The sequence below is a fragment of the Cognataquiflexum nitidum genome (genome assembly GCF_022538055.1).
GTDB lineage: Bacteria > Bacteroidota > Bacteroidia > Cytophagales > Cyclobacteriaceae > Cognataquiflexum > Cognataquiflexum nitidum.
Genome location: NZ_JAKZAM010000029.1, coordinates 1 through 16,570, shown reverse-complemented (window position 1 = coordinate 16,570; position 16,570 = coordinate 1). Strand labels below are relative to the sequence as shown.

The window sequence follows — 16,570 nt, the reverse complement described above, 5'->3', positions numbered from 1 at the left end:
ACCATATGCAAATACTAACAATAATCGGTGTGTTGTCAGTGATTTGGGTTTTTATCCAATTTGTCAGGCAATTGGGCAAGAGCTTACCAATTTTAGAAATGATGCTGCTGATAGCAGGACTTCAGTGGATTATTGGTCCTGTTATCGAGTATAATTCCTCTTCTGTTCATTACAAATACTACATGTATGTTCCTGAAGTGGAATACATGGGCTACATAGTACCCGCTTACTTGGCTTTTGGTGGGATTATTTTTTTCAAATTGGGCAACTTAAAGATTATTAAATTGCCGATTTTAGATTATTCAAATTATGAAAAATATGGTCTTGTCATATTGAGTATAGGTATTCTGTTTGATTTCATAGGGCCGTTTTTTCCTGATTTCTTTGGATTTTTTGTTTTTGTTTTGGCTAACTTCAAATTTGCAGGGGCGATTATCCTGTATTTTTCCAAGAATCAAAAACTTAGAATTGTGTTTTATTTAGCAATCCTGTACCTCTTTTTGAACTCCCTTGCAAATGCGATGTTCCACGATTTCATTCTTTGGTCCGCATTTTTCTTTATCTTTTGGACAATCCAAAACCAGCCTTCTTTAAGATTTATCCTCTTTACCTTTATCATTGGAGGGTTTTTTCTAGTTACCCTACAGGCAGTAAAATCTTCCTACAGGGCAGAGGTCTGGGGTGGATATTCAGGAAATAAAGTTGGTCTTTTTTCACAGTTGTTTTTTGAAAGTCTTTCGAATAATCCCATTGCTGCTGGTGAAGACATAGATACCCAAAACAATGTCCGGCTCAATCAGGGTTGGATTATCAGTGCGATCATGGACAATGTCCCTGAAGAGCAACCTTTTTTTGAAGGAAAAACAATTTCGGATGCCCTGAGTGCTTCCTTGTTGCCTAGATTTTTGGCACCTGAAAAAGTCATTGCAGGAGGTAGGGAAAACTTCAGGAATTTTACCGGATTGCAGATCGGTGACGGCACCTCCATGGGGATCAGCATTATAGGGGAGGCTTATGGGAATTTTGATGTCCTTGGCGGGATTATATTTATGGGAATTTGGGGCTGGTTTCTCGTTACAGTGTGGCTTATCCTGGTAAAATATGGCTACAAAAACCCACTCTTCTTTGCGGTACTTCCCATCGTGTTTTTGCAGGTAATCAAGGCAGAGACCGAGTTGGTGGTGGTACTCAACCACCTGACCAAATCCCTGATAGTGGTCTTTGCTTTCTTCTATTTTGTCAAGAAAGTATTGAAATGGAAGCTTTATCCTGTTTGAGGCTTTGATTTCATTCTCTACCAATGACCTTAATCTCTTGGTCGACACGCTGAGTTTTTAGAATTGTCATTTACAGAAAATGGAAATGACGGTTGTTACTCCGTCATGCTGAACCGGAGCTTGCGGAGGTGAAGCATCTCGTAAAAGAGACTCTTCGCTACACTCAGAGTGACGCCTCCGACATATCCGTCATGCTGAACCGGAGCTTGCGGAGGTGAAGCATCTCATATTTTAAATTGAATAGACTCTTCGCCACACTCAGAGTGACGCCTCCTACATATGCGTCATGCTGAACCGGAGCTTGCGGAGTTGAAGCATCTCGTAATTTAAATTGGTTAGACTCTTCTCTTCACTCAGAGTGACGCCTCCGACATATCCGTCATGCTGAACCGGAGCTTGCGGAGGTGAAGCATCTCGTAAAAGAGAATCTTCGCTACACTCAGAGTGACGCCTCCGACATATCCGTCATGCTGAACCGGAGCTTTGCAGAGGTGAAGCATCTCATATTTTAAATTGTTTAGACTCTTCGCTAAACAACCATTGACATAAACTTAAATGACCCCCTCGGCAAGCTCGGGGAACTTGTGTTTGGCAATTTAGGGGGCAGGAGGGTAAAAGCGGCACCGCCGCTTTTACCCTCCTGCCCCTCTCCTAAGAACAACCGCGGTGGCCGAGCTTGCCGAGGCCAAATTAGAAAAATCTTAACGTCATTCCTTTTCTGAACATTTTAAAATGTTAAGTACTCAGGAGGACGATCGATAAGAAAAAAAATAAATCAGTATCCTTTAATTGAAGCTATCCATCACCTTCTTATTCAGAAAAAAAGTACCGCAATTCAATAGCATTGAAGGGCTTTTTGGAAGTATCGTCCCGGAGCTGGCAGCTGTGGCCGACACCAAATCCGTGGAGCTTCCCTTCATCGGTGCCATGCCCAAGGATATTTTTCTTAACCTCAGGTATGCCCTAAAGTTCCGGCATTCCCTCGTACATATTACCGGTCATGTCAATTATGTGGCTTTGGTTTTGGGGAGAAAAACCGTTCTGACCATCCATGACGTAGGTTCGGCTTTTGGTAAGGGCATGGTCAGGGATTTGATCACCAGGTTTTTTTGGTTTTGGCTTCCGGCTTTGTTTGTCAAAAAAATCACCGTGATCTCCGAATTTTCTAAAAAGGAGTTGATCAGGCTTGTTCCCTTCTCCAAAGACAAGATTACGGTCATTCCCAATGCCGTAAATGATGCCTTTCAATATCAGCCCAAAGTCTTTGATAACCAAAATCCACTCATCCTTCATTTAGGTACAAAAAACAACAAAAATCTGGAGCGAACCATCGAGGCTTTAAAGGGAGTCAGGTGCCGTCTGATGGTGATTGGTAAATTGACACCGCCGCAGCTTGATTTATTGGAAGAAGCTGAGATTGACTTCAGCAATAAATTTGATCTTGCTTTTTCTGAAATCCTGCAGGCTTACCGGGATTGTGACATGCTCAGTTTTGCTTCTACCTACGAGGGATTTGGTTTGCCCATCATCGAAGCTCAGGCAGTAGGTAGACCGGTGCTGACTTCCCATATCGGGGCCATGCAAGAGGTGGCCGGTGATAGCGCTTGCTTGGTGGATCCTTTCTCCGTGGATTCCATCAGGGCAGGGATTCTTAAAATAATCAACAATCAAGCATATAGGGATGACCTGATAGCAAAAGGTCTGGAAAATGTGGGCCGCTTCAGGGCTGCATATATCGCAAAACAATATTTGGCGGTCTACCGCGATTTGGAAAATGGATAAAAGAAAAAAAAAAGTCCTCCTTTTCATTGATTGGTTTTTGCCGGGAAATAAGGCAGGAGGGCCTGTCACTTCCAATGTCAATATCATTGACCACCTTCGGGATGAAATAGATTTCTATATAGTCACCAGAAATTCAGATTATTGCGAAGATACCCCCTATACCTCTGTCCCTTCGGACCAATGGACGGATTACAGGAATGGAGTTTCGGTTTTCTATTTTTCAAAAAAATACCTGACAGTTGCCAACCTCAAGAAAGTGGCTTTTGAAGCAAACTGTGAGCATTGGTATATCAATGGTGCTTATTCCCTGTATTTCTCTATTCTCCCGCTGCTGCTTGCCAGGTTGGCCAAAGGAGTACGTACGACAGTTGCAAGCAGGGGAATGCTCTCTCCTCATGCTATGGCAGAAAAGCCAATGAAAAAGAAAATCATGATGGGGGTATTCCGGGCTGTAGGCTTTTACCGCAATATTGATTTCCATGCATCCAATGTGGCAGAGGCAACAGATATAATTAAACAGGTGGGAAGGAATAAGAATATTTTCATAGCGCCAAATCTCCCCAAGAAGCGCGTCTCCGAACCCAAAAAGAAAGTGGCTAAAATGCCCGGTGACTTGAAGTTGTTCAGCATTGCCAGAATCTCCCCCGAGAAAAATACATTGGGAGCAATAGAAATGTTAGGAAAATGCACACAGCATAGTATCCAATTTGACCTTTATGGGCAGCTTTACGACCATGATTACATGAGAAAATGTACTGAAGAGGTCCAAAAACTTCCAAACAACATCAGCGTAAATTTTCATGGAAGTATTTCCCCCCAAGATGTGATGGGCGTAATGGATAATTCACATTTCTTGTATTTACCTACCCATGGAGAAAACTTCGGTCACGCTATCTTGGAGTCACTATCGGCAGCATGCCCGGTGATTATCTCGGATAGCACTCCTTGGCGTGGGCTAAGGGAGAAAGGTATCGGTTGGGATATCCCACTGAACCAGCCTTATCAATTCGTCAGGGCCATAGAGACAGCCGTCAGCATGGACCAGGAAACCTACGATAAAATGAGTCAGGCTGCCCTTTCATTTGCCAAAGAATTTGCCGCTGATCCGGAAGTATTGGAATCCAATCGAAAGCTCTTTGGGCTTGGTCCACTGAACGCCGAAGGCCCGAACCCTGAACCCTGAACCCCCGTACGCCGCAGGCTAGAACCCCGAACCCTTCCGTACTCTGTTCCAAAAAATGTTCAAGGTTCATTGTTCCAGGTTCCACCTCGCCTCAACGATTCTCCGTACCCCGAACGCCGCAGGCTAGAACTCTGTTCCAAAAAATGTTCAAAGTTCCATGTTCCAAGTTCCTGTTCACTCCTAAAGTACAGGGAACCCCGAACCCCGCAGGCTAGAACCCTGAACCCTTCCGTACTCTGTTCTAAAAACTGTTCAAAGTTCCATGTTCCAAGTTCCTGTTCACTCCTAAAGTACAGGGAATCCCGCACGCCGCAGGCTAGAACCCCGAACCCTTCCGTACTCTGTTCTAAAAAATGTTCAAGGTTCATTGTTCAAAGTTCCTGTTCACTCCTAAAGTACAGGGAACCCCGAACCCCGAACGCCGCAGGCTAGAACCCTGAACCCTTCCGTACTCTGTTCTAAAAACTGTTCAAGGTTCATTGTTCCAGGTTCCACCTCGCCTCAACGATTCTCCGTACCCCGAACGCCGCAGGCACGCACGCCGCAGGCTAGAACTCCGAACCCCCGTACCCCGAACGCCGCAGGCTAGAACCCTGAACAAATCTGTACCATGTTCCAAAAATGTTCCAAGTTCCTGTTCACTCCTAAAGTACAGGGAACCCCGAACGCCGCAGGCTAGAACCCCGAACCCCTCACCCCGAACCCCGCACCCCGAACCCAAACCATGAACCCCAAAAAAACAGACCTAAGTCAATTTAAAAATAAGCACTTTCAGCCGGGATCGATTTCTCGGAGGTTAGCTTGGTATGTAGCAAATCGTATTTTTATAAATACCAGTATTCTGTTTCCATCAATATTTAAATCTTGGATATTAAAACTGTTTGGCGCCAAAATAGGTAGAGGACTGGTGATCAAACCAAAAGTCAATATCAAATACCCATGGTTTCTGACAGTTGGGGATCATTGTTGGATAGGAGAAAATGTCTGGATCGACAACCTCACCCAGGTTTCCTTGGAGGCAAATGTCTGCATCTCCCAAGGCGCGATGCTGCTTACCGGAAACCATGATTATAAGAAAGCATCTTTTGATTTGATCCTTGAGGGAATCAGGTTGGAGGATGGAGTTTGGATAGGCTCAAAGTCCGTCGTTTGCCCGGGAGTTACCTGTTTTTCCCATTCTGTTCTGGCCGTTGGATCTGTTGCTACCAAGGATTTGGACTCCTTTACCATTTACCAAGGAAACCCCGCCCAAGCGATCAGGAAGAGAGAGATAGTTTAAGATATGATTTCCTAATACACTTCGCATCAACCCTACTCTGAACCCGAACGCCGCAGGCACGTACGCCGCAGGCTAGAACTCCGAACAAATCTGTACTCTGTTCTAAAAACTGTTCAAAGTTCATTGTTCCAGGTTCCTGTTCACTCCTAAAGTACAGGGAACCCCGAACGCCGCAGGCACGTACGCCGCAGGCTAGAACCCCGAACAAATCTGTACTCTGTTCTAAAAACTGTTCAAGGTTCATTGTTCCATGTTCCACCTCGCCTCAACGATTCTCCGTACCCCGAACGCCGCAGGCACGTACGCCGCAGGCCAGAACTCCGAACCATTCCGTACTCTGTTCCAAAAAATGTTCAAAGTTCCATGTTCCAGGTTCCTGTTCACTCCTAAAGTACAGGGAACCCCGAACGCCGCAGGCTAGAACCCTGAACCCCGCACCCCCGCACCCCCGAACGCCGCAGGCCCCGCACCCCAATCCCACACTATGCGCTTCCTCGCCCATCAAGTATTTCTTAATCCCGGTTTTTGGATCTTTTCTATCCTGATTGCAGGAGTAATTTTGAATTACAAAAAAAGACTTTGGGTATCAATTCCCTTGCTTTTCCTCTCCATGCTGCTTTTTTCAAAACCTGTCCAATACCTGTTTGCTCTTGAGGAAAGAAAGTTTCCTACCTGGGAATCAGAAAAAAAGGTGGCTCCCTATATTCTTGTTTTAGGAGCAGGAGGTACTCCTGAACAGGGCTTAAGTCCCATGCATCGTATTGGAGGAGCATCTTTTCATAGGGTAATGCAGGGAATAAGCATCTGGAAACAGTTGCCTGAAGCCCGCTTGGTATTTACCGGAGCTGGCGTAGAAGGCTATGTTTCGCTTGCGGAGATGTATGCAGAAGTGGCAAGGGAATGGGGCGTGCCTGATGCTGCCATCAATATTATTACAACACCAAAAAACACCCAAGAAGAAGCAAAGGATTTTATGGCGAAATTCCCAGGAACCAAGTCTGTGATCTTGGTGACTTCTGCCATGCACATCCAAAGAGCCAAGAAGATTTTTGAAAAACAAGGTCTGGAAGTGATTACCGCCCCCTCGGATTATAGGGTAAAGCTGCATCCGGATGGTATCCAGTACTCTTGGATCCCGAGCTTGGATGCCATGCAGATGTGGAGTGAATTGGTGAAGGAAAAAGTCGGTATCATGCTGGTGAGTGGGTGATCTTGTCTATGTTCAACAGCATATCAGCCCTACGCCGAACCCCGAACGCCGCAGGCACGTACGCCGCAGGCTAGAACTCCGAACAAATCTGTACTCTGTTCTAAAAACTGTTCCAAGTTCATTGTTCCAGGTTCCACCTCGCCTCAACGATTCTCCGAACCCCGAACGCCGCAGGCACGTACGCCGCAGGCTAGAACTCTGTTCCAAAAAATGTTCAAAGTTCCATGTTCCAAGTTCCTGTTCACTCCTAAAGTACAGGGAACCCCGAACCCTTCCGTACTCTGATCTCTCATTATCCAAAACCAATGTTTTAATAGTTGAAATTTATCAAACATTATTTAAAATAGTTTGTTTTTACCATATCACCCTCTCTTTTGGAGAACCACCTACAGCTATTGCCCCTGATTCTGTTCAGTTATTAACCCGTAAAAGCTTAGTCCGTTGAAAGTATCCATTGTTACAGTAACCTTTAATTCTGGCGCTACACTCCAACACACCATTGACAGTATCGCTTATCAGGATTATCCGAATATTGAATATATCATCGTGGATGGTAATTCTACTGACAATACCGTCGATATAATCAATGTAAATTCCGATGTAGTCTCCAAAATGATTACCGAGGCTGATCATGGATTATATTATGCGATGAACAAAGGCATTAAAATGGCCACCGGCGATATCGTAGGGATACTCAATTCGGATGATTTCTATCACCGGAAAGATGCTATTTCTAAAATAGTAGAGGGATTCTCGGATAGTACCACGTCATGCGTTTTTGCTGATGTGAGATTTGTCAGGCATGATAACCTTGGAAAAACCTTACGTTATTATTCTTCTGAAAAATTTAACTTAGGGGCATTTTCTTGGGGATTTATGCCGGCTCATCCTACCTTCTTTACCTACAGGGAAAATTTTGAGAAATTTGGTTATTATAATACTAGTTATAAGGTAGCGGCTGATTTTGAGCTTCTCGTCAGGTTTTTGTACAGGCATAAGTTGTCTTATAAGTATATCCCTGTTGACCTTCTCAAAATGCGTTTTGGCGGACTGAGTACTTCTTCATGGAAAATCACCCTAATCATCAATCACGAGGATCTGCGTGCTTGTAGGGAAAATGGGTTAAATACAAATTATATCCGCTTGTACTCCCGGTATTTTAGAAAGATACTGGAATTCATCCCCTTTGGGAAACACTGACAGCTAAGAAGATAACCTTAATTTTCGGATTTTTGTATATTCCGATTTGCCTTGCTGTCAGAAATAGGCAGAATCTCTTCAAGGGTCTGCCTATCCGTTGTACTGATGCCTGTTTTCAGTATTGACACCATTTACAGGACTTTTACTATCTCACAGCAATCGGTTTCTTCAAGATATATGAATGGAAATACGGATATACTTAAAGTCTTGTATTAGAAATTTGGAGTTCTTTTAAATTATAGAAACCCAAAAAAGAGTATAGTCACCCATACCACAGCTGGGACTCCCACACCACCGCTAACATTGATTTTCAAATTCAGCCCAAGCTTGGATTTTCACAAGTCTTCCCAAATGACCGGTTATCATTTTGGTATTGAGACGGATGAAGAATTTTTCCAAATTAAGGGGTATTGGCCACTTTCAGACTACATTATTCTAATCTCAAATTAATGGAAATTTTAAAAATCACCGGAACAGCTTTTTTGATAGGATTCATGAGTTACTTCATTCTGATCCGTTTGCTAAAAGGAATGGGAATGTTGGATACGCCCGGAGGAAGAAAAATACACCGTGGAGAAGTTCCCTCCATGGGGGGAATTGGATTTGTTGCCGCTACTTTTATATCCATCATGATATGGTTTGATTATGATCAGTTTGATCAGATCAGGTACTTGTTGGCTTCATTCCTTCTGATGTTTATTGTGGGTTTCCGGGATGATATGTTAGACCTTTCTGTCTTCCAAAAACTTGGTTCCCAAGTGGTGGCAGCTTTTTTGGTGGTTGTGTTGGGGGATATTCGTCTTGTCGGATTCTATGGTTTTCTGGGAATATATGAGCTGCCGATTTGGATGAGTTACCTGTTTTCAATGTTTACTATTGTAGCCCTAACCAATGCTTTTAACCTTATAGATGGCTTAGATGGACTTGCCGGAGGTTTGGCTTTGGTTATTTTAATGTTTTTGAGCTGGTGGTTTAAGGAAGCAGGTCTAGCCCCTTTTGCTTATTTCAGTTATGCCTTGGCTGCTGGGATAGCGTCGTTCTTGGTATTCAATTGGCGGCCGGCGAAGATTTTTATGGGTGATACCGGGTCCATGAGTTTGGGGTTTGCTTTGTCTGTACTTGTAATTTTATTTATCCATACCAATGCCACGGCTATTGGGCTAGGATCCATTCAGTTTATGGCGCCATTGGCTTCAGGTATAGCCATTTTAATCATCCCCATTTTTGATACCCTTCAGGTTTTTTCCCGACGCATCTGGAAGGGAAAGTCTCCTTTTGAGCCTGACAATATGCATATCCATCACTTGCTCTTAAAGTTGGGATTGGACCATGACAAGGTCACGCTATCACTGATGGGAATCAAAATTTGTTTTATAGGACTGATTTTTTTGGGTGCGGATCTAAATGACCATATCATGCTGCCATTGATTTTTTTGATTTCTACGGTACTGGCTATTGTCTTATCGGTATTTTCGATGCAGCGGGTTGAGAAACTCCGCAACGTAACCTCCCCTCTGATGATCGAGCAAAAGGAAAAAAAAGAAAAGGAGTAATCCTGTTCCTAGTTTTCCTTCATTCACTCTTTTGATTTTTTTACTTCATGATTTTTTTGTGACCTTTTTACAGTAGTTTTTCACCCGTGTAGCTCTCCGGATAGTTGTATAGAAATTGGTTTTTTTTCTTTGTGCCAATATCCAACCCCTAAAAATCCTGCTTCAATTTTAAAAGAAATCACCATTCAGCGGTGCTTTTATCCCAAATACAAGGCGCTATGGTTAAGGGTCTTGAGCAGGGTGGTAAGCTGTAGCAGCAAGTAGCCACTGACAGTATTGGATTGCATTTAGAAAATTAAACCCTTAGTTTTTTATTTGGATGTTAGGAAGAGGTATAGGTCTTTTTTGTTTATTGATTTTAAAAAATCATTTGTTTTATCTATAAGCTATAGAAAATAGCTATTTCTGACTGGCTTCTTAATGGCGTAATTTTAATGATTATTAAAAAATTATTATAAAAATTAAAAACCCCGAGTATATGAGAAAAGCAATAATTCTTTACGCTATCTTGATCAGTACCAGCCTGACAGCAGTAGCGCAAGAAAATAAGCTACCGGTAGATGCATGGTCCGGTGCCACCAAAAAAAGTAACAGTGCAGCCAAAGCGACCCAAAATGTAGATTGGTGGCCAAACCAGTTGAATTTGAATATCCTCCGCCAAAATTCTTCTTTGTCCACTCCTATGGATCCTGACTTCGACTACATTGAAGCTTTCAACAGTCTTGATTATCAAGGATTAAAAAATGATATACGCGCTGTGATGACTGAATCTCAGGATTGGTGGCCGGCAGACTTTGGGCATTATGGTGGGTTATTTATCCGCATGGCATGGCACAGCGCTGGAACATACCGTTCAGGAGATGGCCGTGGCGGTTCCCGCTCTGGTCAGCAGCGTTTTGCACCACTCAACAGCTGGCCTGACAATGCCAACCTAGACAAGGCTAGAAGGTTGCTTTGGCCAATCAAACAAAAGTATGGCAACAAAATTTCTTGGGCAGATCTGATGGTTCTTACAGGAAATGTAGCTTTGGAATCAATGGGATTCGAAACTTACGGATTTGCCGGAGGAAGGGAAGATGTCTACGAACCTGAACTTGATGTGTATTGGGGGTCGGAAGGCAAGTGGCTGGATGACCAAAAGCGATATTCCGGAGACCGCAAATTGGAAAATCCTTTGGCGGCCGTTCAGATGGGCCTTATCTATGTCAATCCAGAAGGGCCTAAAGGAAATCCTGATCCTGTGTTGGCCGCCTTTGACATCCGTGATACCTTTGGAAGGATGGGGATGAACGACGAGGAAACTGTGGCCTTGGTAGCAGGGGGGCACACTTTGGGTAAAACCCACGGTGCTGGTCCTGCGGAAAACGTCGGGCCGGAGCCGGAAGCAGCTTCTATAGAAGAGCAGGGATTTGGCTGGAAAAGTTCTTACAAATCCGGAAAAGGAGCTGATGCCATCACCTCAGGACTTGAAGTGATTTGGACTGCTACTCCGGTAGAATGGAGTCAGGGATATTTCAAGAGTTTGTTTGAAAACGAGTGGGAATTGACTAAGAGTCCGGCAGGCGCACATCAGTGGGTGGCCAAAGATCCTAAGATTCTATATCCTGATGCTTTTGATCCTGATAAAAAACACAAACCTACCATGTTGACTACAGACCTTTCCTTGAGGATGGATCCTGTATATGAAAAAATCTCCCGTAGGTTTTATGAAAATCCTGAAGAGTTCAACAAAGCATTTGCAAAAGCTTGGTTTAAATTGACACACCGAGATATGGGGCCAAATACTACCTATTTGGGACCTGAAGCTCCTTCAGAAGACCTGATCTGGCAAGATCCTATTCCTGCTGTAAACCATAAGTTGATCGGTGCTCAGGATATTGAAATGCTCAAAAACGAGATTTTGAAATCAGGTTTATCTATTTCTGAAATGGTTTTTACTGCTTGGGCATCTGCTTCGACTTACCGTGAATCAGACAGAAGAGGCGGTGCAAACGGTGCTAGAATCAGATTGGCTCCACAGAGAAACTGGGAGGTTAATAACCCTAAGCAATTAGACAAAGTATTGCCTGTCTTGGAAAAAATCCAGCAAAACTTTAACTCAAAATCAAAAGACACGAAGGTCTCACTTGCTGACCTGATAGTACTGGCAGGAAATACAGGCGTAGAAAAAGCCGCAGCCAATGCAGGTAGAAACATTCAGATTCCATTCACTCCGGGTCGTATGGATGCTACTGCAGAGCAAACGGACGTCGAATCCTTTGGATTGCTAGAGCCAATGGCCGATGGGTTCCGAAATTACCTGAAAACCCAATACACCATTTCTACAGAAGAATTATTAGTGGACAAAGCTCAGTTGTTAACCTTGACTGCGCCTGAGATGACGGTTTTGGTAGGTGGCATGCGTGCATTGAATGCTAATTTTGATGCTTCAAAACATGGGATTTTCACTGACAAAAAGGATATGTTAACCAATGATTTCTTTGTCAATCTATTGGATATGGGGACCGAATGGAAAGCTGCAGACGATACCAAAGAGAAGTTTGAAGGTAAAGACAGAAAAACCGGCGAGTTGAAATATACAGCAACCCGTGCTGACCTGATTTTTGGATCCAATTCTGAACTGAGGGCTTTGGCAGAAGTATATGCGCAGCAGGATACACAGGAAAAGTTTGTAAAGGACTTTGCGGCAGCATGGAATAAAGTGATGAATTTGGACAGGTTTGACTTGATCTATAAAAAGTAAGTAAACCTTCTTTCAAAAGTGTTTTAAAAGCCAGTCTTTAGAGATTGGCTTTTTGCATTTTGAGGAAAATTTATCCAATCGAGACCTGGACACATTAAAACGTTTGGTTTGTGAATTGAAAAATTGACACCATGTAGAGTTTCCCTCTGAATTATTGGGGCAAAAACACCTTCAAACCCAAAATACAAAAAACAGGTTTGGGATTGTTTTATATAGGGAAATTTTCTCAAATATGGATACTGATATTTGCAAGTGCCCCATTTTCTATACTGTGGGAGGCCGAAGTCGGAAGACCATGGCCGGCCGCCGGTAGGGATGTGATGGGTATATCTGTTGCCTATCTATCGTGAATCATATTTAACTATGATTTTACGGACCTCATTATGCAGATACATTTTCCTCTAAAACGATAGAAATATCTGGTTATCCGCATTCTTGCCTCTATTTCTTTTAGACAAAACGGCCTCGATTTCGCTCGGCCACCGGATCTGCTGCTATTGTTAGGAGGTGGAGGGAAATAAAACTTACATACACCGAGCGGCGGTTGGTGAGCCTGTCGAACCAAGTCAAGGTGAATTCAAACAAAATTTTGCTAGTGGCAGCATTGCGGATACACATATAGACATATATTAAGAAAAAAAAACCGGCATAATTTTCTGCATATTTCTTTAGCCTAGCTCTGCATAAAAAGTCGAGAAAAGGAATTCCAATAGGGAATAAGCTCCCCTGAGTGTTTGAAGATCTTGTTTTCTAAATTTATTTGAGGAATTGGAAAAAGCCCAAATAGAAAAAGGAGCCCTAAAGCTCCTTTTTTTCTGTTTATCATTCTACATAAATCGCTTAATTGTAAGCCACTGTGATCGTAGCGGAGCATGTATCACTTCCTCGGGCACAAACTCTGTAAGTAACCGAACCACTTCCTCTGAGGTTTGTCCTGTCTTCGTATGAGGAAATGTTGGTTGTCGTTGCAACTCTAGTTCCATTCCTGAAAATATCCACGGAAGTACCGCTTGAAAATCCTGAATAAGACAACCTTACCCTTAGTCTTCCGGATACTTTTGCCCAAGTGGCAGAAAGTGTGATCGGGCTTGGTTCAGGTTCAACTGTCGGTGGAGGAGTTACTTCTCCACCTGATGCCCTCGTAAACAACAGGTGGTTGTTAGGAGAACTTGAGCTAGTGATAATGCCTTTGGTAGCATTGGCACTGATCTGATCATAGATTTGCTGTGCCGATGCACTTGGGTTGGTCTGAAGCAAAAGGGCCGCTGCACCTGCAACATGCGGACTAGCCATACTCGTACCGCTTATGGTGGAAATCGCTGTAGTACCTGTATGCCAAGCAGAGGTGATAGATGAGCCCGGTGCAAACACTTTTACGGTTGTTCCAAAATTTGAAAAGCTTGAGCGCGCATCAGTGTTGGTGCTCGAACCTACCGCATAGGCTTTAGGTGCATTGGCAGGGGTAAACCCAGAGGCATCTACATTAGAGTTACCTGCTGCCACAATTACTGCCACATTGGCATCAAAGAGTCTTGCTACTGCATTATTTATAGTGGAACTAGTACCTGAGCCTCCAAGAGACATGTTGACTACTGCTGGAGAAGTCCCTTTGTTGGCCACTACCCAATCCATTCCGGCAATAATCGTTGACCAAGATCCTGATCCGTTATCACCCAATACTTTCACTGATACCAAAGTTGCTTTTTTGGCAACCCCATATACTGTACCTCCTACGGTTCCTGCTACGTGTGTTCCATGACCATTCTTGTCAGAACCATCGTCAGGATATCCTGTGTACCCCTGTTGTGCTCGGCCTGCGAAGTCAACATGGGCATAGTTGATACCTGTGTCCATAATGTACACTTTTACGCCTTCACCTGTCTGAGAGTAGGTGTAGCTGTTGTTTAATGGTCTGGCTGCCTGATCTATACGATCGATACCCCATGTTGCAGGGCTTTGTGTGATATCGTTGAAGGCATAGGCAATCCCATCTTCCTCGACAAATTGTACACTTGGGTCAGCCCTCAAGGCACTTACCTGACTTGGGGAAAGTGTAGCCGAAAAACCTGTAATCAAGCTGCCGTAAACCTGTTCAACCTGAATAGGAGTTATTCCAAATTTTGCAACAAGGTCTACTGCAACTTTTCTCATTCCTGCCTGTGCATCTTCATAATTGAGGGTTTTTCTGAAACTGATATTGCTTTCATGAAGGGTCACAATATACTTCCCTGAGTTATGGGTAGGTTTCCCGTCAAGGGTGTTGAACTCCTCCACGGTTGGATGCATTTCATCGTGTGTATTGCATGATGTCGAAAATAGGGTCAAGAAAAGTACACCTATTCCAAAGAATATTCCGGGCTTTATCAAACTTGATTTATTCATAAATATTTTATTTTGTGTACTTCAAATTTCAAAAAAAGATGTTTATACATCCCTTAATTTCTGTTTTAAAAATAAAACACGTCACCAAAAGTAAATAAAGTGTGTATAAATGAAAATAAAAAGTTATTCCTGATTATGTTAAATTATTCTTTAATCTACACATTTGGAGACATTTGTGTCTCTAAGCCCCTTCTGAGATAGAACTACAAAATTCTGTTTTTCAGAGCAAACTACTTAATTTTTATGTATTATTTTTTTTAAATAAATTATTATATTTTAAAATTAAAATATGAATATTTTAATTTTATTGATTTTTAATATTAATTAATTTTGATTAATTTAGAAAAAATGCATTCCTATTTTTGCAGTGTCTTTCCTGGCTTCATCACATGAATTTGGTTTACCATCCTCCGTCCTGATTTTCTAGAGTATCCAATTTTTTTTAAATCCCCCATATACGAAAAACTTCTTTGGAATGTTTTACATGCTTGAAATACCCATTATTCGAATAAGAATTGGGCTTTTTACAAGAACTGCCGTCTATCTTTCTTTGGAATGATTCTGTATGGAATTCCACCTGACTTTTTTTAATAATTGCTAATCAATATATTACGTAATGACCATAATCCCATTTTTCTCACAATGAATAAAAAATACATAGCTTACCCTGCTTTATTGCTTTCCATCCTGCTGTTTGGATGCAACCAAAATTCTACCAATCAAGAAGCAGAGGCTCCTTTGGGATTTATTCTTTTGGAATCAGACCTTCCCGACTTTGAAAAGGACATTGACCACAAAGGACTCTTGACGGCTTTAGGCGATAGGCATGACGAATCCATCAGGACTGGTGAGCATATTTACAACAATATCTGCTTCAATTGCCACGGTAATCCGGAACAGGTAGGATCGATTCCTACTGCATTCAAATTTTGGGAAGATACCTTCAAAGTGGGGAAAGATCCCTATTCGATCTATCAGACCTTGACCCGAGGCTATGGATCGATGCCTCCCCAAGTCAATTTGACTCCGGTAGAAAAGTATGACATCATCAATTACCTGAGAGAAACTTTTTTGCAAAAACAAAATCCGGATCAGTACTATGAAATAGATTCAGCGTATTTGGCCGGCTTGCCAACCGGGACAAACACAGGTCCTGCACCTAAAGAATTCAAGCCCTGGGCAGAAATGGACTACGGGAATTTTTTGATCAATACCTATGAATTGGTCGGACGGAATGCCCCGGAAAGAGAACGGTCCTCCGGTCCTTCGCCGCTTCCGGATGAAAATCTTGTCAAAGCCAATTTTGCCTACAAAGGAATAGCTGTAAGGCTGGATCAAGGTACAGGCGGAGTGGCTGCAGGCAATGCATGGATGATGTTTGACCATGACCTGATGCGGGTTGCCGGGGCTTGGTCTGGAGAAGGTTTTATAGATTGGCAGGCAATTCTATTTAATGGAAGTCACAATATCTCTCCAAGAACGGTTGGGGACCTTCACTTTCAAAACCCCGTTTCTCCCGGTTGGGCAAATCCAAATACAGGGACATTTGCGGACCCAAGATTTACAGCGAGAGATAAAAGGAAGTTTGGACCATTGCCACGGGAGTGGACGCATTACAAAGGGCTTTATCAGTATCAAGATCGGGTGATTGTCTCTTACACCGTTGGCGAAGCAAAAGTTTTGGAAACATTTGGATTGGAAACATTGGGGGACCAACCTGTTTTCACCCGGACTTTAAATATTTCCCCATCAGAAAAACCTTTGAAAATGAGAATTGCCCCTAGCGGGACATCTGTTGCACTCGTGGGTGAAGGGGCTGTTTTGAAAAATGAGGGTGGGTTTACCGTCATGGAACTTGTTCCTTCATCATCTTTGAAGGTTAAACCCGAATTATGCATTAGAATATGTAAATGGGAGGCTTAGGTTGGAGATTTGAGAGAATATTCCATCCATCCAAGGCC

Annotated in this window: 12 protein-coding genes; 9 read left to right on the top strand and 3 right to left on the bottom strand. The window is 42.9% G+C overall.

Annotated features, from left to right (window positions below):
* Positions 1-5 precede the first annotated feature (5 nt).
* The 3 genes from MMU07_RS17235 to MMU07_RS17225 all read left to right on the top strand — a co-directional run bounded on the left by MMU07_RS17235 (position 6) and on the right by MMU07_RS17225 (position 4,242).
* Positions 6-1,277 carry a hypothetical protein gene (locus tag MMU07_RS17235; RefSeq protein WP_241127698.1) on the top strand — a complete coding sequence of 424 codons (1,272 nt, stop codon included), beginning with the start codon at positions 6-8 and terminating at the stop codon, positions 1,275-1,277.
* A 789-nt stretch (positions 1,278-2,066) separates the two neighbouring features.
* Positions 2,067-3,059, top strand: a complete 993-nt coding sequence (locus tag MMU07_RS17230) for a glycosyltransferase family 4 protein (RefSeq protein ID WP_241127696.1) — start codon at positions 2,067-2,069, stop codon at positions 3,057-3,059.
* Complete coding sequence (locus MMU07_RS17225; protein WP_241127694.1) at positions 3,052-4,242, top strand: glycosyltransferase family 4 protein; 1,191 nt, start codon at positions 3,052-3,054, stop codon at positions 4,240-4,242. Before MMU07_RS17230 ends, MMU07_RS17225 begins: the two co-directional genes overlap by 8 nt.
* 59 nt (positions 4,243-4,301) lie before the next feature.
* On the opposite strand, the gene MMU07_RS17220 is transcribed toward MMU07_RS17225, so the two are convergent.
* Positions 4,302-4,610, bottom strand: coding sequence for a hypothetical protein (locus MMU07_RS17220; RefSeq protein ID WP_241127692.1), 309 nt, complete (start codon positions 4,608-4,610; stop codon positions 4,302-4,304).
* Between the two features lie 356 nt (positions 4,611-4,966).
* Between MMU07_RS17220 and MMU07_RS17215 the strand changes: the two genes are divergently transcribed.
* Both MMU07_RS17215 and MMU07_RS17210 read left to right on the top strand, forming a co-directional pair.
* Entirely contained in the window at positions 4,967-5,521 is a 555-nt protein-coding gene (locus MMU07_RS17215; RefSeq protein WP_241127690.1) for a WcaF family extracellular polysaccharide biosynthesis acetyltransferase, read from the top strand.
* A 484-nt stretch (positions 5,522-6,005) separates the two neighbouring features.
* Entirely contained in the window at positions 6,006-6,731 is a 726-nt protein-coding gene (locus MMU07_RS17210; protein ID WP_241127688.1) for a YdcF family protein, read from the top strand.
* A gap of 143 nt (positions 6,732-6,874) precedes the next feature.
* On the opposite strand, the gene MMU07_RS17205 is transcribed toward MMU07_RS17210, so the two are convergent.
* Positions 6,875-7,024 carry a hypothetical protein gene (locus MMU07_RS17205; RefSeq protein WP_241127686.1) on the bottom strand — a complete coding sequence of 50 codons (150 nt, stop codon included), beginning with the start codon at positions 7,022-7,024 and terminating at the stop codon, positions 6,875-6,877.
* A 148-nt stretch (positions 7,025-7,172) separates the two neighbouring features.
* Here MMU07_RS17205 and MMU07_RS17200 point away from each other — a divergent pair, with 148 nt between their 5' ends.
* The 3 genes from MMU07_RS17200 (at position 7,173) to katG (ending at position 12,227) form a co-directional block, all read left to right on the top strand.
* Positions 7,173-7,931, top strand: a complete 759-nt coding sequence (locus MMU07_RS17200) for a glycosyltransferase family 2 protein (protein WP_241127684.1) — start codon at positions 7,173-7,175, stop codon at positions 7,929-7,931.
* A gap of 449 nt (positions 7,932-8,380) precedes the next feature.
* Positions 8,381-9,484 carry a glycosyltransferase family 4 protein gene (locus MMU07_RS17195; protein WP_241127683.1) on the top strand — a complete coding sequence of 368 codons (1,104 nt, stop codon included), beginning with the start codon at positions 8,381-8,383 and terminating at the stop codon, positions 9,482-9,484.
* Between the two features lie 478 nt (positions 9,485-9,962).
* Positions 9,963-12,227: a catalase/peroxidase HPI gene (gene katG, locus MMU07_RS17190; protein WP_241127681.1), complete on the top strand. Its 2,265-nt coding sequence runs from the start codon at positions 9,963-9,965 to the stop codon at positions 12,225-12,227.
* An 840-nt stretch (positions 12,228-13,067) separates the two neighbouring features.
* Here the strand turns inward: katG and MMU07_RS17185 are convergent.
* A complete protein-coding gene (locus MMU07_RS17185) occupies positions 13,068-14,609 on the bottom strand; it encodes a S8 family peptidase (protein ID WP_241127680.1) in 1,542 nt (513 codons plus the stop codon).
* Positions 14,610-15,251: 642 nt separating this feature from the next.
* Here MMU07_RS17185 and MMU07_RS17180 point away from each other — a divergent pair.
* Entirely contained in the window at positions 15,252-16,532 is a 1,281-nt protein-coding gene (locus MMU07_RS17180; protein ID WP_241127678.1) for a c-type cytochrome, read from the top strand.
* Positions 16,533-16,570: the final 38 nt, after the last annotated feature.